Annotated in this window: 26 protein-coding genes; 8 read left to right on the forward strand and 18 right to left on the reverse strand. The window is 73.5% G+C overall.

The features are described from left to right. The 5 genes from KSNIM_RS33975 to KSNIM_RS33995 all read right to left on the reverse strand — a co-directional run bounded on the left by KSNIM_RS33975 (position 1) and on the right by KSNIM_RS33995 (position 5033). A complete protein-coding gene (locus KSNIM_RS33975; protein WP_263107006.1) occupies positions 1–798 on the reverse strand; it encodes an FAD/NAD(P)-binding protein in 798 nt (265 codons plus the stop codon). Further along, the gene (locus KSNIM_RS33980; protein WP_263107007.1) at positions 795–1256 is read right to left on the reverse strand and encodes a cyclic nucleotide-binding domain-containing protein; all 462 of its coding nucleotides are present in this window, start codon (positions 1254–1256) and stop codon (positions 795–797) included. Before KSNIM_RS33980 ends, KSNIM_RS33975 begins: the two co-directional genes overlap by 4 nt. After that, complete coding sequence (locus tag KSNIM_RS33985; protein ID WP_263107008.1) at positions 1253–2437, reverse strand: 4Fe-4S dicluster domain-containing protein; 1185 nt, start codon at positions 2435–2437, stop codon at positions 1253–1255. Before KSNIM_RS33985 ends, KSNIM_RS33980 begins: the two co-directional genes overlap by 4 nt. 535 nt (positions 2438–2972) lie before the next feature. Further along, positions 2973–3686: a VIT family protein gene (locus KSNIM_RS33990; protein WP_263107009.1), complete on the reverse strand. Its 714-nt coding sequence runs from the start codon at positions 3684–3686 to the stop codon at positions 2973–2975. 381 nt (positions 3687–4067) lie between these two features. Continuing rightward, positions 4068–5033: a helix-turn-helix transcriptional regulator gene (locus KSNIM_RS33995; protein WP_263107010.1), complete on the reverse strand. Its 966-nt coding sequence runs from the start codon at positions 5031–5033 to the stop codon at positions 4068–4070. A 56-nt stretch (positions 5034–5089) separates the two neighbouring features. Here KSNIM_RS33995 and KSNIM_RS34000 point away from each other — a divergent pair, with 56 nt between their 5' ends. Together KSNIM_RS34000 and KSNIM_RS34005 are read left to right on the forward strand one after the other, a co-directional pair. Then, positions 5090–5560: a hypothetical protein gene (locus KSNIM_RS34000; protein WP_317634089.1), complete on the forward strand. Its 471-nt coding sequence runs from the start codon at positions 5090–5092 to the stop codon at positions 5558–5560. Beyond that, on the forward strand, positions 5557–6105 hold the full coding sequence (locus tag KSNIM_RS34005; protein WP_263107013.1) for an NIPSNAP family protein: 549 nt from the start codon (positions 5557–5559) through the stop codon (positions 6103–6105). The genes KSNIM_RS34000 and KSNIM_RS34005 overlap by 4 nt, the downstream gene beginning before the upstream one ends. 101 nt (positions 6106–6206) lie before the next feature. On the opposite strand, the gene KSNIM_RS34010 is transcribed toward KSNIM_RS34005, so the two are convergent. The 3 genes from KSNIM_RS34010 to KSNIM_RS34025 form a co-directional block, all read right to left on the reverse strand. Next, positions 6207–6674 carry a hypothetical protein gene (locus tag KSNIM_RS34010; RefSeq protein WP_263107014.1) on the reverse strand — a complete coding sequence of 156 codons (468 nt, stop codon included), beginning with the start codon at positions 6672–6674 and terminating at the stop codon, positions 6207–6209. A 516-nt stretch (positions 6675–7190) separates the two neighbouring features. Then, complete coding sequence (locus KSNIM_RS39220) at positions 7191–7835, reverse strand: transglycosylase family protein (protein ID WP_317634090.1); 645 nt, start codon at positions 7833–7835, stop codon at positions 7191–7193. 218 nt (positions 7836–8053) lie between these two features. Beyond that, positions 8054–8689: a DUF1345 domain-containing protein gene (locus KSNIM_RS34025; protein WP_263107015.1), complete on the reverse strand. Its 636-nt coding sequence runs from the start codon at positions 8687–8689 to the stop codon at positions 8054–8056. A 147-nt stretch (positions 8690–8836) separates the two neighbouring features. Between KSNIM_RS34025 and KSNIM_RS34030 the strand changes: the two genes are divergently transcribed. Both KSNIM_RS34030 and KSNIM_RS34035 read left to right on the forward strand, forming a co-directional pair. After that, positions 8837–9595: an ABC transporter ATP-binding protein gene (locus KSNIM_RS34030; RefSeq protein ID WP_263107016.1), complete on the forward strand. Its 759-nt coding sequence runs from the start codon at positions 8837–8839 to the stop codon at positions 9593–9595. Then, a complete protein-coding gene (locus tag KSNIM_RS34035; protein WP_263107020.1) occupies positions 9592–11331 on the forward strand; it encodes a hypothetical protein in 1740 nt (579 codons plus the stop codon). The genes KSNIM_RS34030 and KSNIM_RS34035 overlap by 4 nt, the downstream gene beginning before the upstream one ends. Before the next feature lie 23 nt (positions 11332–11354). On the opposite strand, the gene KSNIM_RS34040 is transcribed toward KSNIM_RS34035, so the two are convergent. From KSNIM_RS34040 to KSNIM_RS34060, 5 genes are all read right to left on the reverse strand, one after another. Next, complete coding sequence (locus KSNIM_RS34040; protein WP_263108050.1) at positions 11355–12251, reverse strand: IS5 family transposase; 897 nt, start codon at positions 12249–12251, stop codon at positions 11355–11357. 141 nt (positions 12252–12392) lie between these two features. Continuing rightward, positions 12393–12716, reverse strand: coding sequence for a darcynin family protein (locus tag KSNIM_RS34045; protein ID WP_263108226.1), 324 nt, complete (start codon positions 12714–12716; stop codon positions 12393–12395). A gap of 49 nt (positions 12717–12765) precedes the next feature. Then, positions 12766–13395, reverse strand: a complete 630-nt coding sequence (locus KSNIM_RS34050) for a hypothetical protein (RefSeq protein ID WP_263107021.1) — start codon at positions 13393–13395, stop codon at positions 12766–12768. Between the two features lie 129 nt (positions 13396–13524). Beyond that, a complete protein-coding gene (locus KSNIM_RS34055) occupies positions 13525–13740 on the reverse strand; it encodes a hypothetical protein (protein ID WP_263107022.1) in 216 nt (71 codons plus the stop codon). Positions 13741–13986: 246 nt separating this feature from the next. Continuing rightward, positions 13987–15459 (reverse strand): DHA2 family efflux MFS transporter permease subunit, encoded by a 1473-nt coding sequence (locus tag KSNIM_RS34060; RefSeq protein ID WP_263107023.1) that lies wholly within the window; start codon positions 15457–15459, stop codon positions 13987–13989. A 96-nt stretch (positions 15460–15555) separates the two neighbouring features. On the opposite strand from KSNIM_RS34060, the gene KSNIM_RS34065 reads away from it, so the two are divergent. Further along, positions 15556–16125 (forward strand): TetR/AcrR family transcriptional regulator, encoded by a 570-nt coding sequence (locus tag KSNIM_RS34065; protein WP_263107024.1) that lies wholly within the window; start codon positions 15556–15558, stop codon positions 16123–16125. 455 nt (positions 16126–16580) lie between these two features. Further along, positions 16581–17360, forward strand: coding sequence for an alpha/beta hydrolase family protein (locus KSNIM_RS34070; RefSeq protein ID WP_263107025.1), 780 nt, complete (start codon positions 16581–16583; stop codon positions 17358–17360). A 140-nt stretch (positions 17361–17500) separates the two neighbouring features. Here KSNIM_RS34070 and KSNIM_RS34075 read toward each other — a convergent pair whose 3' ends face one another. The 3 genes from KSNIM_RS34075 to KSNIM_RS34085 all read right to left on the reverse strand — a co-directional run bounded on the left by KSNIM_RS34075 (position 17501) and on the right by KSNIM_RS34085 (position 21484). Then, positions 17501–18382, reverse strand: a complete 882-nt coding sequence (locus KSNIM_RS34075; RefSeq protein WP_263107026.1) for a geranyl diphosphate 2-C-methyltransferase — start codon at positions 18380–18382, stop codon at positions 17501–17503. A gap of 14 nt (positions 18383–18396) precedes the next feature. Continuing rightward, a complete protein-coding gene (locus KSNIM_RS34080) occupies positions 18397–19713 on the reverse strand; it encodes a family 2 encapsulin nanocompartment cargo protein terpene cyclase (RefSeq protein WP_263107027.1) in 1317 nt (438 codons plus the stop codon). A 358-nt stretch (positions 19714–20071) separates the two neighbouring features. Continuing rightward, complete coding sequence (locus tag KSNIM_RS34085; protein ID WP_263107028.1) at positions 20072–21484, reverse strand: family 2B encapsulin nanocompartment shell protein; 1413 nt, start codon at positions 21482–21484, stop codon at positions 20072–20074. A 765-nt stretch (positions 21485–22249) separates the two neighbouring features. Here KSNIM_RS34085 and KSNIM_RS34090 point away from each other — a divergent pair. Then, positions 22250–22759 carry a hypothetical protein gene (locus tag KSNIM_RS34090; protein WP_263107029.1) on the forward strand — a complete coding sequence of 170 codons (510 nt, stop codon included), beginning with the start codon at positions 22250–22252 and terminating at the stop codon, positions 22757–22759. A 225-nt stretch (positions 22760–22984) separates the two neighbouring features. Here the strand turns inward: KSNIM_RS34090 and KSNIM_RS34095 are convergent, their stop codons facing one another. Further along, the gene (locus KSNIM_RS34095; protein ID WP_263107030.1) at positions 22985–23401 is read right to left on the reverse strand and encodes an acetyltransferase; all 417 of its coding nucleotides are present in this window, start codon (positions 23399–23401) and stop codon (positions 22985–22987) included. Positions 23402–23508: 107 nt separating this feature from the next. After that, complete coding sequence (locus tag KSNIM_RS34100; protein WP_263107031.1) at positions 23509–23967, reverse strand: hypothetical protein; 459 nt, start codon at positions 23965–23967, stop codon at positions 23509–23511. A gap of 279 nt (positions 23968–24246) precedes the next feature. Between KSNIM_RS34100 and KSNIM_RS34105 the strand changes: the two genes are divergently transcribed. Continuing rightward, positions 24247–24942: an alpha/beta fold hydrolase gene (locus tag KSNIM_RS34105; RefSeq protein ID WP_263107032.1), complete on the forward strand. Its 696-nt coding sequence runs from the start codon at positions 24247–24249 to the stop codon at positions 24940–24942. The last annotated feature ends 197 nt before the right edge of the window (positions 24943–25139 follow it).

Raw genomic sequence — 25139 nt, forward strand, 5'->3', positions numbered from 1 at the left:
CTACAACTCCCTCACCGAAAGCAGTTGCCGGGAGACGGCGCAGTCGACCACCGGGCCGTCGCGGCACAGCAGCAGCGGTCCGAGCTGGCAGTGGCCGCAGTGTCCCGTTCCGCAGCGCATGTTGCGCTCCAGCGAGAGCTGGACCCGCCCGGGCGGCACGCCCCGTGCATGCAGCGCATCCGCGGTGTGCCGCATCATCACCTCCGGCCCGCAGACGAGCGCCGTGGCGGTTTCCGCTCCGACGGCCACCCGGTCGAGCAGGGCGGTCACCACGCCGACGCTGCCCCGCCACTGCGGAGTCGGCCGGTCCACCGTCACCTCCACTCGGCATTGCTCGCGCCACCCGGCGAGTTCGCCGGGGAAGAGGAGGTCCGCCGGGGTCCGCGTCCCCACCAGGACGGCGAGGCGGGCGGCGCGGCCCAGCAACCGGTGCACGGCCGGCCGCAGCGGAGCCAGCCCGAGGCCACCCGCGACCACGAGGACATCGGAGCCGTCCGCCGCGTCGAGGTTCCAGCCGCTGCCGAACGGGCCGCGCAGGCCGAGGGTTTCGCCGGGGGCGAGCTTGCAGAGCGCTGCCGAGACGGCGCCGACCGCGCGGACGGTGAAGGTCACCGTGCCGTCGCCGACGACGCTGACGGAGATCGGCACCTCCCCGACGCCGAAGGCGTACACCATCGCGAACTGCCCGGGAGCGAACGCGGGCAGGGTCGCGCCGTCCGCGGCGAGGGTGAGCGAGACGCAGTCCGGGGTTTCGGGCCGGGACGACAGCACCCGGTACGGGACGGGCACGGTGCTCACGGCGGACCGCCTCCGTCCGGTGCGTAGAGGTCCACCAGGCGCAGCCGGGCGGCCTGGAGGCGCTCGGCGATCACGGCGGCGCAGTGCAGGGCCAGCCGGAGACCGAACTCCGGTTCGGCCTCGCACAGCGCCCGTACCCGGTGCGCAGGGAACTCCCAGGCCGAGACCGGGCCGAGCGTCCGGGCGCCGAGGTGCCAGTGGTACGGCGGGAAGAGCCACGACCAGCCCAGCAGCTGGCCGGCGCCGACCGTCTCGACCACCGGCGGCCGACGCCCGGGCACGTGCAGATCGAGGGCGACCTCGCCCGACCGGAGCAGCCAGAACCGGTTGGCCGATCCGCCCTCGTCGAACAGGCGCATGTCCGCCGGGAATTCGCGGTCGTCGGCGAGGCCGAGGAGGCGGGCCCGGTGCGGGGCGGAGAGGCCGTCCAGCAGTGGCTGCGGCTGTCGTTCCGTCACGGCCCGTCGACCTCGTCCGCGGAGGCCCGCAGCCCGGCCCAGTCGTTCAGCGCCGCCGCCTCCTCGGTGATGTCGATCGCGACCGGGCACCAGACGATGCACCGCCCGCATCCGACGCAGCCGGAGGAGCCGAACTGGTCCCACCACGTCCCGAGCTTGTGGGTGAGCCACTGCCGGTAGCGGCTCGGGGCGGACGAGCGCACCGGGCCGCCGTGCAGGTAGGAGTGGTCGAGGTCGAAGCAGGAGTCCCACACCCGCCACCGTTCGGCGTGGTCGCCGGTCAGGTCGGTGACGTCCTCGGTCGTGGTGCAGAAGCAGGTCGGGCAGACCATCGTGCAGTTCCCGCACGTCAGGCAGCGCTCGGCGACCTCGTTCCAGCGCGGGGCGTCCAGCGTGCCGGCCATCAGCCGGTGCAGGTCCACCGCGGGCATGCTGCGGCCCATCCGGCCGGCGGCGGACGAGACGCCCTCCCGTGCGGCGCTGACGGTCTGCGGATCCGCGGGCCGCAGCGGCAGCTCGGCGAGGACCTCGGCGCCCTCCGGGCTGCCGCTGCGGATCCAGAACCGGTGGTCCGAGGAGTCCGCCGCCTCCGTCACCTCCGTCAGGACGAGGTCGTAGCCGGGGCCTGCTGCCGGGCCGGTGCCCATGGACACGCAGAAGCAGGTACCGCCCGGCTCGGTGCACTCGACCGAGACCAGGAACGCCCCCGTCCGCCGCCCCTCGTAGACGGGGTCGCGGTGCCGGCCGCCGACCAGGACGCGGTCCTGGACGGCGATGGCCCGCAGGTCGCACGGCCGCACCCCGAGGAACGCGAACCGGTGCGGCGCCGGCTCGTCCGACCCGACCACCAGTTGGCCGGCCGACCGGTCGGCCCTCCACTGGCGGACCCGGGCCGGGTGCAGGTAGGACTTCCAGGACTGCGGGCCCGCCGCGTTGGCGAAGGCCGCACGGTCGGACCGCTCGCGCAGCCGGTACGACCCGGCCTCCAGCTCGACACCCCAGCCGTAGGGCAGCTGGTCGGCGGAGGCGAGCTCGTCGAGGACGATCGCTCCGTCCCGCACGGTCGGGCCCACCACGGTGAAGCCCCGGGCCAGCAGCACGTCCACCAGGGCCGTCAGGCCGTCGGTGCCGATGACCCCGCCTTCGGCGGCGGGGCCGGGGGCGCCGCTGCGTGCCGTCATGCCGTGCACCCTCCTCGCCGACGTCCGCCTCCATGTGTCGCACAGATCGCTCCCTCACGAGGGCGAAGCCGGCCCCGACACCGCCGGATACGCCCGGACGGGTGCACCCCGGGCCCGGTCCGTGCTCCGGGGGCAACCGTGCCCACTGACCGCGCCGCGCTCCTCGGGCCGTCCTGGTTCCGCCGCCGGGCGGGCGGGTGCTCCGGGTACGCGAGCACCTGCGGGCGTCCGCAGGCCCGGGTGCCTGCAGCGGCCCGCCTCCGGCCGAGCCGCCGTCGACGGCATGCCCGACCTCGCTCGGTGGTCCGGCTCGCCCGGGCCGGCGCAGGTGGTCGCTCCGAGGTTCCGGACGGCGCGTCAGCCGGCCTCGGGGTGTTCCTGCAGGTCCGTGAAGGTGCCGTTCCAGGTGTGGTACCGGACCTGGCCGCCGGCGGCGTTGCCGGAGAGCATGCCGGTGATCCGTCCGGAGCCGTCGAGGGTCTGCAGCCTGCCGCCACCGGCGGGTGGGCCACCCCGTCGTGTCGGGCGAGGAGCCTCAGACGCCGGACACCTGGGCGAGCTGGCCGACGGCTGCGGTGACGGCCATCGCGAGTCCGCCGCCGAGGACGACGCGCAGGGTCGGCCGGAGGACGGCCGTGCCGGCGGCCCGGGCGGCGAGCACGCCCGCCAGGGCGAGGCCGCACAGGGTGACGGCGACGATCAGCCACAGGCGTGCGCCGGCCGATCCGGCGAGCAGGCCGAGGAAGGGCACGAGTCCACCGGCGAGGAAACTGGCGGCGGAGGCGAGCGCGGCCTGGAGCGGCTTGGCGGCGGTGTGTTCGCTCTGGCCGAGCTCGTCGCGCAGATGCGCCTGGAGCGGGTCGGCCTCGTGCAGGGCCACCGCGACCCGGCGGGCGAGGTCGTGCGGCACACCGCGGCCCTCGTAGATGGCGGTGAGTTCGTCGAGCTCCGCCTCGGGGGCTTCGGCGAGTTCCCGAGCTTCCTTGGCCCGGTCGGCGGTCTCGACGTCGACCTGCGAACTGACGGAGACGTACTCGCCGGCGGCCATCGACATCGCACCGGCGGTGAGGCCCGCCAGGCCGCCGGTCACGACGGTGGAGGTACTCGCCCCACTGGCGGCGAGGCCGACCATCAGGCTGGCGACGGAGACCAGCCCGTCGTTGGCGCCGAGCACGGCGGCCCGCAGCCACCCGGCCCGGCCGGCGGCGTGGCTCTCCCTGTGGGGACCGAGCCGGTCGAAGAAGGTCATTCGTCGGCGTTCCTGGTGTTCGGGTCGTCCAGATCAGTATCGGCGGGCGGTGGTCGGTTGTCGCTCCCGAGGGACCTGCCGGGTACGGCCAGGTGCTCCTCGGGATGCAGCCGACGCGGCGGGAGCCCCCTGCCGGGCAGCAGCCCCATGTCCCGGGCGGCGGCGGGGAACCCACCGGGACACCGCCGAACGTGCACCTCGTCGGGCGGCCCCGCGGAGGGCATCGGGCGCGCGCCCGGCTGGGATCACCGCGGCTGATCGGTGAACGGTCCCGGAGGCCCGGGACCCACCGTCACCGATCCCACGCGCACCGAGCCGTGACGCGTTCGCCCCGGGAGTGCCGCGGCATCCACCACCTCGGACCCCCCGGTCATGACGTCTTCAGCCGACTCGTCCTGACGTTCCGTCGGCCGAAGGGTCCTCCGCGTACCGTGCGGCCAGGGTGCGGACCGTCGCGGCGATGCGGTCGCGGAGTTCGGCCGGCGCGAGGACCACGACGTCGGTGCCGAGCCGCAGGAACTCCCCGTGGGCGTGGTCGACCGACTCGATCGGGACCCGGGCCTCCGTCCAGCCGTCGCCCGCCCGTGCCACCCCGAGCCGGCGGGCACCCTCGGGCGTGAGCCGTACCAGTGCCTCCCCGGTGTGCAGCCGGGCCCGGAAGTCCGCCAGGTAGCCCGCCCAGTACGCGCCCAGGTCGAACCCGTGCGGCACCGCGAACCCGTCGTCCAGCCCGTGGAGTCCGACGATCTGGTCGATGCGGTAGGTGCGGATCCCGGTCGGGCCGTCGGCGACCAGGTACCAGCGCCCGGCCTTGAGCACCAGCCCGTACGGTTCCACCCGCCGCTCGATCTCCTCCGGCGCCCGCCAGCGCCGGTACCGCAGGAGCACCGCCCGTCGAGCCCACACCGCCTCGGCGACGGCTGCGAGGTGCGGAGTGTCGTCCGGATCGCCGTACCAGCCCGGGGCGTCGAGCAGGAAGCGCTCCTGGATCCGCCCGGCGTGCTCGCGCAACTCCGCCGGAAGGGCGGCCCGCAGCTTGAGCCGGGCGGTGGCGAGCGCCTCGCCGAGCCCGAGTTCGGCGGCGGCGCCGGGGAGCGCGGCGAGGAAGGCGGCCTGCGCCTCGTCGGCCGTGAGGCCGGTGAGCCGGGTCCGGTATCCGTCGACCAGCCGGTAGCCGCCCGCGTGCCCCGCGTCGCCGTACAGCGGGATGCCGGCAGCGCCGAGCGCCTGCACGTCCCGGTAGACCGTGCGGACGGAGACCTCCAGCTCCTCGGCGAGCTGCTCGGCCGTCATCCGTCCCCGGTTCTGGAGGAGCAGGAGCAGGGTGACCAGCCGACTCGCGCGCATGCCGCTCAGTATCCACTGACACTGGATGTCAGGGGAGTGCTCCTAGCGTGCGGTGCATGAACGACTTCGACTTCCTGCACGGCTCCTGGAACGTGGCCAACCGCCGCCTCACCACCCCGCTCGGCGGCGCGGACACCGGCAGCTGGGAGGAGTTCCCGGCCCGTGCGGTGGTCCGCCCGCTGTTCGGTGGCGCCGGGAACATCGACGAGATCACCTTCCCCACCCTCGGCCGCCAGGGCGTGACCCTGCGACTGTTCGACCACGAGACCCGGCAGTGGGCGATCCACTGGTCCGACAGCCGGACCGGTCGCCTCGACCCCCCGGTGGTCGGCGGCTTCACCGGCGACCGCGGCGACTTCCACGGCGAGGACACCTACCGGGGCCGCCCGATCGGGGTGCACTTCACGTGGTACCGGCTCGGCCCGGACACCGCCCGCTGGGAGCAGGAGTTCTCCGCCGACGGCGGCCGCACCTGGGAGCTCAACTGGGTCATGGACCTCACCCGCACCGCCCCGGCCGGCGCATGAGCATCGTCGAACTGCGTCAGTACGTGCTGCACCCCGGCGCCCGCGAGACCCTGATCGAGCTGTTCGAGCGCGAGTTCGTGACCGGCCAGCAGGCGGTCGGCATCACCGTCGGCGGCCGGTTCCGCGACCTCGACGACCCGGACCGCTTCGTCTGGCTGCGCGCCTTCCCCGACATGGCCCGCCGACGCCGCTCGCTGGAGGCCTTCTACGACGGCCCGGTCTGGCGGGAGCACCGCGCCGCGGCCAACGCGACCATGATCGACAGCGACGACGTGCTCCTCCTGCGCGGCCCCGGCTTCACCCCCGCCCCGGCCGGCCGCACGGTGCTCGCCACCGTCTGCCACCCCACCGACCCGGCCGCCTTCGACGCCTACGCACGTCAACACCTCGGCCCGGCCCAGGCCCTGCACCGCACCGAACACGCCGAGAACGACTTCCCCCGGCTGCCCGTCCGCACCGGCGAGGACGTCCGGGTCTGGTTCGGCCCGGCCGAGCCACCACCCTGGCCGACCCGGCAGCTGCGGCTCGGACCGGTGGCACCGTAGCGGGGGCCCGGCCCCGCCCGGACCCGAGGTCGGCACGCCGTGGTCACGGGACGGTGCGCGAGGAGTCGAAGGGCGGGAGTGCGGGCGGCCCGGTGGCGCGGTCAGCAGAAGCAGCAGTAAAGGGTGCCTCCCGTGTCCAGTGCGGTCGTTGCGAGCTGCGCGACCGCACGGAGGAGGGCCGCGAGGTCGTCGTCGGTCATCTCGTCGCCGTCCTCGCGGCGCAGCTGTTCCGTCCATTGCTCGGCGAGGTCGTCGAGTTCTTCGGGAGTGGCGGCGGCGAGGGCGTGGGTGACCGGATCGGGAACGGCGAACGTGCCGCTGGCGTCGTGGCTGATGGGCACGATCCACCGGAGCCGGTCCCAGAGGTCGGGCTGCGGGCGAGGGCGGCGCAGGAACCTGCGGGTCGGCGGCGGAGGCGGGACGAAGTACGTCTCCCACGTCTCGACCGCGTCCGCGGCGGAGAACCAGTGGCCGGCCACCGCGGGCAGACCTCCCTTCGGGCCGCAGCAGCGCACAGCGCGGGCCCGGTCGTCGTCCGGGACGAGGAAGAAGGTGATGTCCGCACTCATCGCGCCATGATCGCAGCCGCGGCCGGCAGCCGGTCGTGCGCGCCGGTCGGCCGGTGGTCCACGCCGAGCCCGGTCGAGCGCGCCCGGCGGCGAACCGCGGCGCCGAGGGCACGGAGTCCGTGCGGCCCACCACGGCGGCGGAGGCCGCCGCGGTCCCGTCCTCGCGCAGCGCGTCCAGAGTTGCGGCGGGAGCCCGGCCCACCCACCAGCGGCTTCCGGCGGCGGCGAACGGCTGGTCCGCCCGGGTGCCCAGGAGTGCCAGCAGGGCGGCTCGCGCCGGGTCCGCGGTCGCCGCCACGGCTGCCCGCCGGGCCGCGGCGTCGATCGCGCCCAGCAGTTGCGGACGGTCGTACGGCGGCGCGGGCGGTGACGGGCGACGCACCTCCTCGACGAGGGTGCCGGCCAGCGGAACTGACGGACCGTCCCTCCGGGCCCGGGCTGGGTGCGCCATCCGTCGGGCGGACCGCCCGGCGGCCGCGCATCCCGGTGTCCGAGGCGGGGACGGACGCTGCCGGGTCAGGGGAGACGGAGGGTCTGGCCCGGGAGGATGAGGTCGGGGTCGTCGCCGATGGTGTCGTGGTTGGCCCGGTAGAGGGCGGGCCAGCCGCCGGCGAGCTGCTGCGCCTGGGCGATGGCGTCGAGGGTGTCGCCGTCCTGGACCACGACGGTGCTGCCGGTGTCCGGTGCGGGGTCGGTGGCCGTGTCCGGGTCGGTGGCCGTGTCCGGTTCGGCGGCGGCCGGCTGCCGGGTGCCGGGCCGCGGCGACGGGACGGTGTGGTGGCCGGTGGTACGGCCGGCGCGGGATCCGCAGGCCGACCAGGGAGAGAGGCCGCGGCGGGCGGCGAGGTGTTCCGCGACGGCGATCTGCTGGTCGCGGGTGGCGAGGTCCGGGCGGGGCGCGAAGGCGAGGCCGCCGTTGGCGCGCCAGGTCGCCCGGTCGAACTGCAGGCCGCCGTAGTAGCCGTTGCCGGTGTTGGTGTGCCAGCGGCCGCCGCTCTCGCAGGCCGCGATCCGGTCCCAGTCGATCCCCTGTCCGGCGGCCGGCGCGGCAGCCGCGGTCCGGGCGGGGGCGGCGCTTGCGGGGGTGGCGGCGGCAGTCCACAGGCCGGCGGCGCAGGCGAGGGCGAGGAGCAACTGCAGGATCCGGTGGGCCACGGACATGGCGGAGCACTCCCCGAGTGGTCGGCGATCGGGCGGCCGGCGCCCCGGGGGCACCGCCCCTCCAGCGTTCGCACAGCCTGATGCCCGGGCCGGTCGACACCCCGGTGGCATCACCCTCCCGGCCGTGCGACCCCACCCGTGCACCGCACGGCCCGGACGGTCTCGGTCGCGGACGTCCTGCCGGCCACCGGTGACTCGCGGGCGGCCCCGACGGACGGTCAGCCGGTGACGATGCCGGTGACGAGGTTGATGGTGGTGGCCAGGATGCTCGTGCCGAAGACGTAGGAGAGCAGGCAGTGGCGCAGCACGACGGCACGGACGGCGGACGCGGTGACGCTGGTGTCGGACACCTGGTAGGTCATGCCGAGGTTGTAGCTGAAGTAGAGGAAGTCCTTGTAGCACGGTGGTTCGTCGGAGTTGAAGTCGATCCCGCCGGTCGGGGGCGCGAGGTGGAGCTCGGCGTAGCGGGTGGCGTACATCAGGTGCAGTGATGCCCAGCCCATGAAGACGCCGCCGAGTGCGGTCGCTGCGGCGGCGTGGTTGTCGGCGGACCTGCCGAGAAGGAGCAGGAGCACGATGCCGGTGAGGCCGCCGACGGCTGCCGAGACGACGACGAACTCCTCCAGGACGGGCCGGAAGTCCTCGCGCCGGGCGTTGTGGCGGGTCGCGGTGGCGTTCATCGGCCACAGTGCGATCCATCCGGCCGCGACGAAGAACGTCTGGGCCGCGGTGATGCCTGCGAGGATTCCCATCGGCAGGTCGCGCAGCAGCCAGACGAGGACGCCCACCGCCGCTCCGGCAACCAGCGCCCCGTTCAGTCGCGGCAGGGCGGACCGCAGTGACCACCGGCTCATGGGGTCTCACAGTATCCACCTCCGCCGTTCCGCCGGCCCACCCGCGGCCCCGTCGGCGCGTGGTGGCACCCGGTGAACGCGGTGCGGGCGAAGGGGCCGGACGGTCGGTCGGTACTGTGATCCGATCGATCGTCGAGAGAGGTCCACGTGGTGGAGAATCCAGCCGAGCCGCACGCCGCCGCTCGGTCGCCGCTGCTGCAACTGAGCGGGGTGAGCCGCTCGTACGGCGACCGGGAGGTCCTGCATCCGGTGGACCTGACGGTGGCCGCCGGTGAGTGCGTGGCGCTGGTCGGGCACAACGGGTCGGGCAAATCGACGCTGCTGCGGGTCGCCGCCGGCCGCGACCTGCCGACCACCGGCACCGTCCGGTTCGACGGTCTGGAGATGGACGAGAACGACCCGCGGATCAGGGCCCGGGTGGCGGTCGTCGGCGACACGGTCGCCTGCTACCCCGACCTCACGGTGCGCGAGCACCTGCTGCTGGTGGCGGTCGCGCACGGTGTCGCGGGCGCCAGCGAGTGGGTCCAGCAGGTGCTGGAGGACCGGATGCTCGCCGAGCGGGCGGACGCGCTGACCTCCGCCCTGTCCTCCGGGCAGATGCAGTCCCTGCTGCTGGCCTGCGCGCTCGTCCGGCCGCGGGACCTGCTGCTCCTGGACGAGCCCGAGCAGCGCCTCGACCCGGGCGCACGCCGACGACTCGCCGACCTGCTCAAGGGGGAACTCGCGGACGGCGTGGCGGTGCTGCTGGTCACCCACCACGCCGATCTCGCCCTGGCGGTGGCCGACCGGGTGGTGGTGCTGGAGGAGGGCCGCATCGCCCGGCAGGGCGCCCCAGAGGCGATGCTGGCGGCGGAGGCCTCGGCCGCCGGGGCCGCCGGCGCCGCGCACAACGGGGCGGGCCGGTGAGCGCGACCGACGGCACGGCGGTCGCGGCGGAGGACGTGCCCGAGGAACCGGCCGCCACGGCCGACGGACCGCCCGCCGAGTGGGGCGACGAGGACGACTGGACCGACGAAGCGCTGGCCCTGCTGCGGTCCCTGCGGACCCGGTACCGCCTCGACCGGGCCCGCCAGGCGGCCTACGCGCTCTACTGCACCGTGCTCCTCCTGGTCGTCTGGGGAGGCGTGCCGAGCCTGGGCCTGTTCCTGCAGGCCGCGATGGGCGCCGACTACACCGGCCGCGGCCCGGCGCTGCTGGCCGCCGTACCGGGCGGCGTCGCCGCCGTCGGACTGGCCGTCCTCCTGCTCGCCGTACGCGACGGGCTCTGGCGCGGGCCGGTGATGCCGCCGCGGGCCACCATCGACTGGCTGCTCGTCCACCCGGTCCGCCCGGGGCCGGTGCTGCGGCCCTGGTTCCGGCTGTCCTGCGGGCTCGCGGTGTTCCCCGGCCTGGTCGCGGCCGCGGGCGGCACGGTCGTGCTCGGACTGACCGTGCGGGCCGGCCTGCCCGCCGCCCTCGGCTGGTGCCTGCTCGGCGGGACGTGCCTGCCGCTGCTCGGCGTCTGCGCCGCACTGTCCGTGCAGCGCAGCGAACGGGCGGCCCGCCTGGCCCGCCGGCTCACCCCGTACGCCACGGTGCTGGTCCTCGCGCTCGCCGCGCAGAGCGCCCTGGCCGCCACGGGGCACTCCGTCCACTGGCTGGACGAGATGGTGCTGTGGTCGGGCCCGTGGGGCTGGGCGGGGATCGCAGCCCTGGCGCCGACGCCGGCCGCCGTCCCGGGGAGCTGGGCGGCCGGCGCGCTCCTGGCCGCGTCGACCGCCGTGTGCCTCGTGCACGCCGACCGGGCCGCCGCCACCGTGTCGCTGACCCGGCTGCGGGAGCGGGCCAGGAACGCCGCGAGCGTGCTCGCCGCACTGCGGACGGTCGAACTGCGCGCCGCTCGGCTGGCCGTGAACGCCGCCTCCGGAGGCGACCGCCGACTGAGGCTCCGGCTGCCGGCGCCCCGCAGGGCCTGGCTCGTCGTCCACTGGAGGGACGTCCTCGGCCTCGTCCGTTCGCCCGCCCGGCTCGGCCGCGCGGTGCTGCTCACCGTTCCGGCGCTGCTGTGCGCCGTGCCCGCCCGCACCGCCCCGGGGAGCGTCTCCCTGGCCGCCACCGGCCTCGCCCTGACCTTCGGCCACCTGGCCGTCGCCCAACTGCTGGAGCCGGCCCGGATCGACACGGACGACGTGCGCCGGGCGTTCTGGACGCCGTACCCGTTCGCCGGCCTGATGCTGCGCCACGCCGTCGTCCCCACCGTGCTCGGCGTGCTGCTCGGCGCGGCCGGGAGCACGGTGGCCGTGCTCTGCGGCGCAGGTCCCGCGGCCTGGCTGGCACCGGCCGCCGTCCCCGCGCTGGTCGGCGCGGGACTGGTGAACGCCTGCCGGGGCGCGGCCCGCCGCGACCTGCTGTACCGCCCGGCGCGGGCGACCGGCGGTGGCGGCGGCAACCTCGCGGCGTTCGCCGCCTGGTACGCGGCGGGCCCCGCCGTGGCCGTGCCCCTGCTGGCGCTGCCGTTCTCCGCGGCCCTGCGCAGCGGGACGGCGGACTCCCTGGGCGGGGCGGCGGCGTTCGGCGCGGCCGTGGCGGTGGGGCTGCTCTCCTGGGCCCGGGTCAGGGCGGGGAAGCTGGTCGCCCAGGCGCGTCCCGGCCGGGTCGGCTGAGAAAGTGTTGGGTAATCGGGTGATTACTGGTTCTCGAGGTCGTCGGCGAGGCGGCGGGCTGCTTCGGTCTCGATGGGGCCGCGTGGTTCGATCTCCTCGCCGGCGAGGCGGGCGGCCATGAGCCGGATCATGGCGACCTTTATCATTGCTTCGGCGTGCGCGGTCTTGCGCTCGTAGTCCCGTGCCAACCGTCTGCACCGTCCCAGCCAGGAGAATGTCCGCTCGACCACCCACCGGCGGGGCAGCACCTGGAAGCCTTTCACATCCGCGTTTCGGGGCACCGCGACGATCTCCAGCCTCTCGTGCTCGGCCGCCCAGCCGACCAGCCCCGCGTCGACGACGTTCACGTAGCCGCCGTCCACCCAGACCAGCCCGGCCTGCGGAAACACCTCCCGCAGGCCGGCGAGAACCAACTTCGCGCCGGCCCGGTCCTGCACCGAGGCCGAGTGCACGACCGCCCGGAGCACCAGCCCGCAGGTGTCCACCAGCAGGTGCCGCTTGCGGCCCCGCACGCGCTTGCCCGCGTCGTAGCCGATCGCCTGCCCGCCCTGGTGGCTGCGGGCGGACTGAGAGTCCAGCACCGCCGCCGAGGGCTGCGGGTCCCGGCCGTCCGCCACCCGCACCCGCTCGCGCAGCGCGTCGTGGACCCGGTCCCAGGTGCCGTCCGCCGCCCAGACCCGGAACCACCGGTAGGCCACGTCCCACGGGGCGAGGTCGTGCGGAACCAACCGCCAGGCACAGCCACTGACCAGCACGTACAGCACGGTGTCCACGACCAGCCGACGCGGGAACTTCAACCGACGACCCGCCCGGCGCGGATCCCGCACCGGCAACAACGGCTCGATCACCGCCCACTGGGCATCCGTCAACGACGAGTCATAGGACGGCTTGCACACGCAGACACACATGGCGGCGATCATCGCGAACACCACGGCCGCAAAGATCACCGCCCGCGCATCACGTCTCGCAGTTGATCAATTACCCAACACTTTCTGAGGCCCCGGGACCGGGACCGGCCGGCCCGGGACTGGTCCCGGCCCGGGGGCGCAAGCGGCGGCGCGTCAGGTGGCGACGGTGGCGACGGGTTCGAGGCCGTAGGCCCGCGCATAGCCGTTCTCGGTGCCGGCCCGAAGGTCGACGACCTCGAAGTAGCGCTCCCAGAACGGGGTTTCGCGCAGCGCGTCGATGAGGAGCCGGTAGGCGTGGTGGTCCTCGGCCTCCCACACCCAGACGTCGGTGACGCGCACGGAGTAGAACACCGTGTCGTAGAAGCGCGACCGGACGCCGGTGGTCCTGGCCCCGGTGGCCGGCAGGACCTGGGCGGTGAAGGCGTCCACGCGTTCCCGGACGGTCAGGGCGAGCCACTCGGGCGTGGTCCTGACCAGGTCGCTGCTGACACATCGCCGGCTGACGGGCCGTTCGGCCCGCCCGGCGTCACATGTCCATGGCGGAGACCCACACCACGGGATGCCCGGGATCGGTCGAATCCACGGCGAGGAAGCGCCGGCCGCTCGAGGTGTCCTCGGCGTAGGTCATGCCCGGACGGACCGCCGGGTGCAGGCCGCAGGCACCACTCGCATCCTTCGGCGGCCTGCCGGGTACGTAGTAGCTCCAGTCGCCCAGCCCCAGCGTCGTGTCGGTCACGGGCGACGGGAAGCCGCTCACGGCGAGGAAGGCGGAGAGGCCGGCCGGGGTGGTGGTGAACCGCAGATCGAGCGAGGCTTCCCCGAACAGCGGGTGCGTGCTCGCCGTGAACACCAGCCCGGAGGCGTCCTTCGGGACCGACAGACTGAAGTGGTGGACGGCGTCGGCGTAGGAGAGGTTGTTCGCCACGGTGTCCGGGCAGACGCGGGAGTCGGTCTTCGCCACGTGGTTGTCGGGCAGCCCGGAGGTCGATCTCATCGCGGCCACGGCCCCCCAGCCGAGCAACCCCAACACCACCGCCGCGCCGCCGACCAGGTAGAAGGCCACGCCGAGTCGGCCCTTCCACTCCGCACGCCGCGGCAGGTCTCCGCTGTCGGCTCCGGGGCCGGAGGCCTCGCCGTGCGGCCGTCCCTGTGCCACGTCCCCCCCCGGGGCTTGAGCCGTGCCCGGGCACGGCGAACGGACCGGTCGTGCTCGGAGCGCCGCCGGACGGGAGCAGCCTGGCACAGATACTGAACGCGTTCAAGACGATGGCGCCCCGGTCGGCGGTCAGGCGCGGAGTGGGGGTGCCGGTGAGGTGCCGTCTTCGGCGTCGTGGGTGAGGGCACGGTGGCGCAGCCGGTGGAGTGTCCAGCCGTCCAGGTCCTCGATGTCCTCGATGTCCTTGGGCGAGGCGAGGGGGTTGGCCAGCAGCCGGGGGTTCTCCTCGAAGATCTCTTCGACCCGGCGGTGGGAGAGCCGGGCCCGTCCGGTCTCCGGGCACACGTCGCGTGTCGGCGTCCCGACGGGGCCTTGCGGTCGGTGAGGAACACCGGGCCGCGGGTGCGGCGGGCGAGGAGCCGGGGCGGGAGCTGGGCGGTGCCGGACTGCCAGTGGATCCACTCCGTGGCACCGCCCTTGGCGGTGATCCTGTGAGGTCAAGCAGTGTTGGGGGCCTCGCGCTTGACGCGCCGGACGGCATGGGCGCGAGTGGTGACGGAGCGAGGGCGCCGGGTTGCGGTGCGGGGCTGGTCAGACTTCGGCGAGCTGTCCGTCAGAACTTGTGTCCTGGGGCTGTGGTTCGGTGTCGGCTCGCTTCGGAAGGAGAAGGCACAGCGGGATCGCTGCGGCGGTGAACGCGGCGGCCCACCAGAAGGCGTCGCCGAAGCCGGTCGCCAGGTCGGCGGGGGTGTGGGTACCGGCGACGGAGCGCTGGAGGATCACGACCAGGACGGCGGTGCCGATGGAGCCGCCGACCTGCTGGGCGACGCGGCTCATGCTGGAGGCGGCCGGGATTTCGCCGCGGGTCAGGCCGACGAAGGCGCCGCCCATCAGGGCGATCATGGCCGCGCCGAGGCCGAGGCCGCGGACGAACAGCACGGCCATCAGCGTGATGTTGCTGGTGGTGGCGGTGACGAAGCCGAATGGCACGGTGGCGGCGAAGGTGACCGCGAAGGCAAGGACGGCGACCGGGCGGGCGCCTATGCGGTCCATGACCTTCCCGGCCAGCGAGCGGGACAGCAGGGTGCCCACGCCCTGCGGGATGAGCAGCATCGCGGCTCCCAGGGCCGTTTCGCCGCGGACCTGCTGCCAATACAGCGGCATCAGCAGCATGGCGCCGTACAAGGCGGCTCCGGCCAGTAGCAGCAGCACGGTGGAGGAGGCCAGGGAGCGGTGGCGGAACAGGCGGATGTCGAGCAGGGCGGCGGCTCCGCGGCGTAGCGCCCAGGCGGTGTAGCCGGCCAGCAGCGCGACGCCGGCGGCCAGGGGGAGCCCGACCTTGGTGGAGGTGATTGCGTCGGTTCCGCCGAGTTGGGTCAGGCCGTAGACGACTGCGGCGATGCCGGGTGCCAGGAGGAGCATGCCCACGGTGTCCAGGCGGGGGCGGGTTCCGCCGCTGGGCCGGTCGGCGGGCAGGTTGCGCCAGGCCAGCCAGCCGCCGACGAGGCAGAACGGGATGTTGAACAGGAAGATCCACCGCCAGTCGCCGAAGTGCAGGACGGCGCCTCCGATGACCGGGCCTACGACCGGTCCCAGGGCGGTGGGCACGGTGATCAGTGCCATGACCTTGCCGATGTTGCGGCCGTCGGCGGCCTGCATGACCAGGGTGGCCATCAGGACCATCATGATGCCGCCGCCGATGCCCTGGACGACGCGGAAGGCGATCAGGGCCGGTGCGTTCCAGGCCGCGGCGCACAGCATCGACCCCGCGAGGAACAGCGCCAGCGAGAGGATCCACAGGCGTTTGCCGCCGAGTGCGGCCTGGGCCCAGCCGACGGCGGGCATGGTGGCGGACAGGGCCAGCAGGTAGGCGGTGGTGACCCACTGGGCGGTGGCCAGTGTGGTGTGGAGCTGTCCGGCGAGGCTGTCGATGGCGACGCTCATGATCGTGGTGTCGAAGATGACGGCGAGCGCACCGACGATGAGGGTGAACACCAGGCGCCGCACGGCCGGGTCGACTGCGTCCGGCGGGCTGGATGTGGCGGGGTTGCCGACGGCGGCCATGGAGCGCTCCTTAAGATATACAACTCTATCTTTCAGGGGCCAGACTAAGCCGCTATTGTTAGATACACAAGTCTTTCTCATGCGGAGGGGATGACGATGCCGGAGCGGCGCCGCGGAGCGGCCCTGGAGCAGGCGCTGCTCGACGCAGCCTGGGACGAACTCGTCGCCGGCGGCTACGCCAGGTTCACCATGGACGCCGTCGTCAAACGTGCCGGCACCAGCCCCCCGGTCCTCTATCGCCGCTGGTCGGACCGCGACGACCTCGTCCGGGCCACCCTGGTCCACGTCTTGCGGAAGAACGTTCTCAAGGTCCCGGACACCGGCAGCCTGCGCGAAGACGTGCTGACCCTCATGCGGGAGATCAACGCCACGCGGGTCCGGCTCGTCACCGTGATGAGCGTCTACCTGGCCAGCTACCACCTGGAGACCGGGACCAGCCCTGCCGAACTGCTCGACCCCGCCGACACCGGCCGCAAGCAGGCCGTCGACGCGATATTCGACCGCGCCGTCGCCCGCGGCGAGGCAAAGCCCGAGCGCCTCACCGACCGCATCAAGGCCCTGCCGTTCGACCTGCTGCGCCAGGAGATCCTGACGACCTACGCCCCCGCGCCCGACCGGGTCCTCGAAGAGATCGTCGACACGATCTTCCTGCCTCTGCTGCGTTGACCGACCTGGGCCATGTGGAACGACCCGACCGCGACGGACGCCGCGAGTACCACGGGCCGGCCCCGTTTGCGGCTGGTGACAGCATGCTTACCGGCACCCCGAGTGCCAGGACGAGGAAGGTGACCGCACCCAGAACGGCGAACAGCGCGCTCACGCCCCGCTCCAGGCCCGGCGGCGTGCCCGGCCGCAACGGCACCCGGCCGTCGAGACCCACAAGGCCAGGACGATCGCCGACAGGCTCCACCCGAGCAGGAACCCGTCCGACGGCCCGCCGGCTCCAAGCGACGTCATGCGCAGGATGATCCTCCCGCCACCACCGGTCAACGGCGGTTCGCCGGACAGGCGCTGGAGGTGAGTCCGCCTCGCACGCCCCGCCTCCCGAACCGGCGGCCTGCCGTGGTGCGATGGGCGACCATGTCGTGGTTGCAACCAGCTCGACGAACGGAGAGCCCGTCATGACGACCATCGCGTACGGAACGCACCCGGACCAGGTGGCGGATCTCCACCTGCCACCGTCCGGCGCGGGGCGGGCGCCGGCGCCGCTCGTCCTGCTGCTGCACGGCGGCTTCTGGCGCGAGCCGTACGACCGCTCGGGGCTGACGCCACTGGCGGGGGACCTGGCCTCGCGCGGGTGGGCGGTACTCAATGCGGAGTACCGGCGGGTGGGTGGGGACGGCGGCTGGCCGACGACGTTCCTCGACGTCGCCCGGGCCGTCGACGTGCTTCCCGACGAGGCCGGCCGGGTCGCCGGAGGGGCGGTGGACACCGGCCGCGTGTTCCTGCTGGGACACTCGGCCGGCGGACACCTGGCGCTCTGGGCGGCCCTGCGCCACCGTCTGCCCGAGGGGTCGCCCGGCCGGAGCGCCGAACTGCCCGGGCTCGCCGGTGTGGTGGCCCTGGCCCCGGTCGCGGACCTGCGAGGGACGTACGACCTCGGTTCCGGTCGTGGAGCCGTGGCCGACCTGCTCGGTGGCGGTCCCGCGCAGGTCGCCGATCGGTACGCCGCCGCCGACCCGGCGGCCCTCGGGAAGGTCGACCTGCCGACGGTGGTGGTGCACGGCGAGCGGGACGAGAACCTGCCCGTGGAGATGGCCCGCCGCTACGCCGCGGCCGTCGGAGCCCGCCTCGTCACCCCCGGGAACTGCGGCCACTTCGACCTCGTCGACCCCCGCTCCCCGGCGTGGCGACTCGTCGTCGGGGCCCTGGACGACCTCCTGGCCACATCGCGGGAGTGACACCGGGCCGGACGCCCCGCACGCCCGGATCGGCGCGCTGCCCGGGTCCACGACGGGGCCGCCGGTCGCGTACCGGCGGCCTCGTTCTGCTGGGAGTGTGTCGGGCGGCGAGGACGGTCCGACGCGCGGGCCCGGTGTGCTCAGACGCGGTCGGCCGCGATCAGGAGGTACTGGAACGAGCCGTCCTTGTAGGAGTTGATGAATGCCTCCTCGATGCCGGTGACCAGCGAGGACGTGGCCCGCAGCTCCCAGTAGGGCAGGGTGGCCGCGGTCAGGTCGATGACGGCCTGCGGGACGAGGCGGTTGTCGGCCATGGCCTGCAGGTACTCCCGGCGGGAGTGGATGTTGCACTCGAAGTGCGCATTGATCTGGGAGACCCACTTCGAGGGCTGGCCGTAACGGGGGTTCCAGCAGCCGGTGATGGTGACGTAACGTCCCCCGACGCCGAGGATCCGCGAGTGCTCGGCGAAGAGGTCGTGGAGGTCGACGTACATGCTCGACTCGTTGTTCCACGAGGCGGAGACCTGCCCGGTCTCGAAGGGCATGCCGAGCATGTTGCACACGCGGGCGCGCACGTGGTCGCCGATGCCCAGCTCACGGGCGCGCCCGTTCGCGAAGTCGGCCTGCTTGGCCGACAGGGTGACGCCCTCGACCTTGCATCCGAAGCGCTGGTGGGCCATCACCATCGACCCGCCGCGGCCGCAGCCGGCGTCCACGAGGGTCCCGTCCGCCCCGATCTCCCCGAGGTGGTCCAGGAGCACGTCGGTCTGCGCCGACTCCAGGCGGTGCAGCTCGGCGATCAGCTTCTTCTCGTAGGTGCTGTCCTCGGTGTCGCCGAGGGCGTCGTGGTCGATGTCGCCGATGCCGTAGTGGTGGTGGTAGAGCCCGTCGACGTCGCCCAGACGCAGGTTCACGGGCCGGGCCTCATGGTCCCAGTAGCGGGCGATGTCGCCCTGGTAGGGAGTCGCCGGGGCGGGGATCACGGCCGAGGGGGTGGCGGTGGCGAGCTGAGTGTTGGTCACAGATGAGTCCGTTCTTACCAGAAATCGGGCAGGCTGTAGCGGTAGGTGTTGGTCTGGTGCCAGTAGTGGTTGCCGTCGACCCATGCGGCCACGCCGCGCAGGAAGCGCAACGCGCTGGGGTGCGGAACCTCGGCGGCGAGGTCGGCGGCCGCGGTCTCGAAGGCGTGCATCAGGTCGTTGTGGACCTCGACGGCCTTCAGGTAGGCCTCGCGGACGGAGCAGCCCTCACGCTCGGCGATCACCACCGGCAGGTTCAGGTGCCGGCCGGGACTGGCGAGTTCCTTGGTGTACGAGTACAGGTCGTTGACGATGGTGGTCGCGTTCCCGGCGAGCGCGATGACCCGCTGCATGGCGGGCAGGGCGTGCAGGTCCGCCGGGAGCTCGTACCCGCCGACCGTGTCGGTGATGGTCGGGCAGGGGCGGAAGTTGTTGAACTGGCGCATCGCCAGGTACTCCCACACCTCCGGTACGTAGTCCGTCTCGGCCCAGGCCGCTTCCGCGAGGTATCCCAGGTGCAGCCGGGCCATGTCGTGGCGGAACCGGTCGGCCTGGGAGTGACCGGCCTGCTGGACGAAGTACTGCATCGCCGAGCGGTACGCCCGCCGCGGCGCGTCCGCGTGGAGCGACTCCGCCCAGTCCGGCTGGTACTCGGTCGTGGTGTGGAGGGGGTCGAGCGCGGTGTGGGCCAGCAGCAGGCGGCCGCCGAGGCCGACGGGAGAGCCGCCGTGGTCCTCGCAGTAGCAGTCGTCGAGGGCGTTCTCGGCCGCCATCAGCCGTGTGGCGATCATCAGGTGATCGACGGTCGGGGCGTCGGGATGGCACGCGACCATGTAGCGGCCCAGCGAGAACCCGTCGAACTGGTCCTCCCAGTCCGGGGGGAACAGCTCGACCTCCTCCACCGCCCACGCCTTGATCCTGCGGCTGACCTCCTCCACCCGGTGGGCGTCGGGCTCCGGGACCGGGTGGTGGTAGAGACCCGGAACCGGCCTGCCCGCAGCCGGTTCCGCCGGCGCGGCCACCACCTCGGCCGCGGCCACCACCTCCTGCCGGGGCAGGTAGAGCCCCGCCGTGCCCAGACCGCTGGGGCCCCGCAGGATCTGCTGCAGCGCGGGGCTCGGCGTCCGTGCCGCAACGGCACCCTGCGGCATGGACGTGCCGACCGGGTCGCCGCTCGGAACGGGTCGGGTCCCCGGGGCCGGAGGGAGGACCGGAGGCGGCCCGGGCAGGCTGCTGCGCCGGGCTCCGCCGCCGTGGCCGAGGGAGGGAGGCCCGGGGCGGGACGTGGCGGAGGGCAGGCTCGACTGCCCTGGCAAAGGCACAGGGACGGGCATCCGTGGCTCCTTGGTGAGGTGAGGGACGTCTCGGATCCGGGCACGCCGGACGGGGCCGAGGGGGTGCGTGCTGCGGCCGCCGGCAGCCAGGAACTTCAGGGCCGTCCCGCGCGCACGGCCGTCCCGCGCACGGCCGTCCGGGCCGTACCGGAACGTGCCGGGCCGTACCGGACACGCCGGTCCGCACCGGACGCCGGTCCGGTACCGCGCAGCACGCATGACCGACGCACCGGTTGCTCGGCTCCGGTGTGCGGCGGATCCCGCGGTGGACGCGCCGCACGGCAGCGCGCCGCACACCGCTCTCCGTGCGCCGGGCCGACGTGATCCGGCGAAGACAGTCGGAACCGGGCTCGTGGCCCTAGCCGTTCCTGCGGCCGATCTGCACGTTCTCCAGCACGCCGAGCGCGTCGGGCACCAGGATCGCCGCGGAGTAGTACGTGCTGACGAGGTAGGAGATGATCGCCCGATCGTCGATGCCCATGAACCGCACCGACAGCCCCGGCTCGTACTCGTCCGCCAGCCCGGTCTGGTGCAGACCGATGACTCCCTGCTTGTCCTCCCCCGTCCGCATCACGAGGATCGAGGTGGTGTTCTCCCGACTGATCGGGATCTTGCTGCAGGGCAGGATCGGAACTCCGCGCCAGGCCGGAACCTGCTGTCCGCCGAGGTCGACGTGGTCCGGGTAGAGCCCGCGGGCGTTGAACTCCCGGCCGATGGCCGCGATCGCCCTGGGGTGGGCGAGGAAGAACCGGGAACCACGCCGACGGCAGAGGAGTTCGTCGAGGTCGTCCGGGGTCGGCGAACCGGAGTGGGTCTGGATCCGCTGCTTGAAGGCGGCGTTGTGGAGCAGGCCGAACTCGCGGTTGTTGATCAGCTCGTACTCCTGGCGCTCGCGCAGCGCCTCGACGGTGAGCCTGAGCTGCTCCTCGGTCTGGTTCATCGGACCGTTGTAGAGGTCGGCGACCCTCGTGTGGACCCGCAGCACGGTCTGGGCGACGGACAGCTCGTACTCGCGCGGCTTGAGTTCGTAGTCGACGAACGAACCGGGCAGCTCGACCTCGCCGGTGTGGCCGGCCGACATGGCGATCTCGGCCTCGCCGTGGCGGTTCTGCCGCTGGAGCGGGATCGCCGAGAACCGTTCGACGTGCGCCCTGAGGCCCGGCGCCGCGGCCAGCACGGCATCGAAGTCCGCCCGCGCGAGCGTGAGCAGGGTGCCGGCCGTCTGGGCGGTGGCGGTGCAGTCCCACGTCGCACCGGCGTCCAGCAGGGCGTGCTCGCCGAAGTGGTCGCCGTCGGCCAGTACGGCGACGGACACCGCCTCGCCGTACCGCCCCTCGGAGGTCTGGCCGATCCGGCCGTGGGCGATCAGGTGGATCCGTTCGGCAGGAGCGCCGCGCTCCACCAGCACCTCGCCCGCACGGAAGTCGCGCTGTTCGCAGCGGCCGGCGAGCGCGGTCAGCACGGCCACGTCGTCGAAGCCGCGCAGCACCGCGAGTTCGCCGAGCTCGCGGGGGATCACCTGGACCCGGGCGCCGTTCTGGACGAACTCGATGCGCCCGTCCCCGACGGTGTACGTCAGCCGCCGGTTCACCCGGTAGGTCCCGCCCTTGGTCTCCACCCAGGGGAGCATCCGCAGCAGCCAGCGGGAGGTGATCTCCTGCATCTGCGGAGCGGACTTGGTCGTGGTGGCGAGATTTCGAGCAGCAGCCGTGCCCAGGCTGCTCTGTCCAGTCGGCTCCGACTGCGCCGACTGGCTGGTGTCCACCGTCATCGAGCAGGCTCTCCTTCAGTAACAGCGGCGACCGGCACGGTCCACGTCGCACGTGACCGGGGCGGACGGAGCGAACGTCCACGCAGGCCGCTGGCCTCAGGGAGCAAACTAGCCGTCGGCGCGGCCAGTTGGCGCTGTACACCCTTCGCATTGCCTCGATGTGGTGATCTTTTTCGTCAGCATGTTTGTGCTCGGACCGGCCGCATGCGATTCAGCGCTCGGCCGCACCGGGGTCCGTACGGTCGGGGCGGCGGAGAGGTTCGTCGGGCACCGGAACGGGCAGAGCCTGGAGCATGACGACACCTGCCAGGCATCGCCGCCGCCGCCGACCGTCCGCGACCGCTGCTCCGGACCGGTTCGCCGGCGGCTGCTGCCGGACGTGGTCCAGCGAGCACATCGCTCCGGGCGGGGTGGTCGTCCGGACGTTGTGGCACGAGCCCGCCTGCAGGTCGGGTGCCGACCGGTGACCTCCGGCAGGGATACGGTGGCGCTACACGGGTGATACGTGCCGTCCCTAGGTTGGTCCGGAGAGGGGTGGTTCCGTCGGCTGCCGACCGGTTCCGGCCGGCAGGCCCGCGCGCACCCCGCGCCCTTGTGCTCGAAGGACGAACGTGCCGTGCGAGCGGGGCGGTTCCGCGAACCGCGGCTGCGGAGCGCGGCCGTGGGCCGGCCGCGCCGCCGCGGCGGGCCGGCCGTCGGTGCCAGGGGCGCTGACCACCGCCGCCGTGCCACTCCGCGGCGCGACGGCCTTCCGGAAGGACACCCGTGACACCCAGCAAGACCGTCGGTTCCCCGGCCCGCAGGCGTCTCCTGCGGGCCGCCCTGGTGGGTACGGCGCTGGCCGGCGCGATCGGCCTGACCACCACGACCGCATCGGCCGACGCCTCCGTCGCCAGCTTCACCCTCGCCCAGCGCGACTGGACCCCCGGCAGCCACGCGGCGGCGGACAACGGCATGGCGGAGCTGGACTTCCAGTCCGACGGCAACCTGGTGCTCTACAAGTTCACCGGAGCCGACGCGTACCCGGTCTGGGCATCGGGGACCAAGGGCAAGGGCGTCGTACGGGTGGACTGGTCGAAGTCCGGCTACGTGAAGCTGCTCGACGCCTCCGGTGGCATCGTCTGCACCCTCGGCGCCCTCAACCCGGCGCCCGGCGGGCACGCCAGGCTCAAGGACGACGGAAACCTCGTCTTCTACAACACCAGCGGCAAGGCCACCTGGTCCACCGGCACCTCGGGCTCGACGCGGGGCAACCTCAACTACTGCTACACCTGAGCGGCTCCGCCGCCGCACACCGGGCGCTGTTCCGGGACACCCGGTGTCCCGGGGCAGCGCCCGCTGCTTTCGCCCGCCGCGTCCGGCCGTTGCTTTCGCCCGCCGCGTCCCGCCGCGGCGTCGGCCCGCAGCGGCGCTGGGCGGGGCGGAACGCCGAAGCCCCGCCACCGGGACGGGCCGCCGTGGGGCGGGATCCGGCCCGGTGGCGGGGCCACCGTCGGCGGGTCAGCCGCAGTGGCTCCAGGGGCTCTCGTACGCGCTCTGGTCGAAGTCGCTGAAGAAGCCGCCCCACTTGACGCACTTGCCCTCGGCGTGGGCGTACACCGGGCCGGCGTAGGACTTGTAGTAGCCGGTGTCGGACTTCCGGGCGCTGCCCTGGACGGTGAGGTCGGCCGACATGTGCACCGGGTCGCCCCCGTTCCCGCGGATGGTGACCACGCAGTTGTAGCCGTTGGAGCTGTTGTAGGTCAGGTAGACCCACACGGTGCGGTTGATGAGCTGTTCGGAGTCGACGACCTTGTAGCCGGGGCCGCAGAGCTCCGTCGGCGAGGCGGTGAGGGCCGAGGCCTCGGGCGCGGTCATCACGGTGGCGGCTGCGGCCATCGCGAGGGCACCGAGGACGGAGACGAGCTTCTTGCGCAAGGGAGGACTTCCTTTCCGGTGTCGAACACCAGGCGGTTCGACACGTTGAGCTGTGCGAGTCGGTCCGGGGCGGGAGGCTTGCCGGGACCGCGGTGCGGGGGTGTCGCTCAGCAGCCCTGGGTTCCGCTCGACACGGAGTACTCGTGGCCGGCCCAGACGATGGAGCCGTAGGCGTAGACGCAGTAGTTCGCCGTGCCGGTCACACCGACCGGTCCGGCGTTGTAGGCGAACGACCCCTTGTCGGTGCGCGACGTGGCATCCACGGTGCAGCCGCCGCCCGTACCGGACTTCTGCAGGCACCGGTAGATCTCGACGCCGGTCGTGGCCGAGACGCCGTAGGACGCCCCCCGGTGGTAGAAGCAGGCGCTGTTCGTCCCGCCGTTGCTGCTGTTGTAGTAGATGACCAACTCGCCGATGGCACTGCCGTCGTGCGAGACGGTCCGGTCGTACGTGACGGTGCCGGAGCAGGAGGTGGCGGCCTGCGCGGTGGAGGACGCGAACAGGCTGACGCCGGCGAGCAGCGCCACACCGGCGAACACGGCGAGGACTCGGCGGAGGACGCGCATACGGAACCCTGTCTGAGGCGGATCATCGATGATCGATCGAACGTCGGCCATGCTGGCGCAGCCGCGTAGCGCCGCCGTATCGCTGCCGGGGCACCTGCCCGCCTCGGACCACGGGGAGAACACCCGCTGCCCCGGGCCGCGTTGCTCTGCGGACACCGGGTCGCCGTCGTCGTCGCCGGTCGGCTCCGGGGTGGCGCGAGGACGGGAAGCACCGGGGCGCGAACGGCGGGTGCGTCTACCGTTGAGCCAGAGGCAGCCGAGGCGGACGTGGAGGCGGCGATGAGGGTCGTGTTCGTGCATGGGGCGTGTGTGCGGGACGGCTCGTGGTGGTGGCACCGCACTGCCGAGCTGCTGCAGGAGCGAGGGGTCCTGAGCGCGGCGCCTGGGCTGCCCAGCTGCGGGGAGGCAGGCCGGCCCGGGGGCGGCAACGGTCCGGGGCTTGCGGAGGACGTCGCGGCGGTGCGGCAGGCGCTGCTGGACAGCGACGAACCCACGGTCGTGGTCGCCCACAGCTACGGCGGCATCGTCACCGCGGAGGCCGCCGCGGGAGTCGGGTCGGTACGCCACCTGCTGCTGGTCTCCAGTTACCTGCCCGAGGTCGGGCAGAGCCTGTCGGAGTTCGGGGACGGCCGTCCCGCCCCCTTCCTCGACGTCGACCCCGACGCGGGCACCTTCGGGGTCCGCCCCGAGCTCCTGGTGGACACGTTCCTGCAGGACTGCGACCCGGAGGTCCAAACGCAGGCGGCGCACCACCTGGCCCGGCAGAGCGTGCGGGTGACGGGGCAGCCGGTCGCGGCGGCCGCATGGCAGCAGGTTCCGTCGACCTACCTCGTCTGCAGCCAGGACCGGGGCACCCCGCCGCACCTGCAGCGCGAGTTCGCCCGCCGGGCCGGCCGTGTCGTCGAACTCGACGCCGGACACCACCCGTTCCTGTCCCGTCCCGCCGCGGTCCGGGACCTGCTGCTCAGCCTGTGAGCGGGGGCAGGGGTACGGGCCGAAGCCCCCGCCGGAGCCGAGCGTCCGCCGGCCGGCGAAATCCGTCCCCGCCCGATCCTTCGCCGTGGGCTACGCGGGTTCCAGCAGGACGGCCGGGAGGGAACCGTTCATGACCGCATCCCTCGGCAGGGAAGCCACGCACATCTGGGCGGTGCGCAACCCGGACAAGCTCCGCT

The sequence above is a fragment of the Kitasatospora sp. DSM 101779 genome (assembly GCF_025655475.1).
Taxonomy (GTDB): domain Bacteria; phylum Actinomycetota; class Actinomycetes; order Streptomycetales; family Streptomycetaceae; genus Kitasatospora.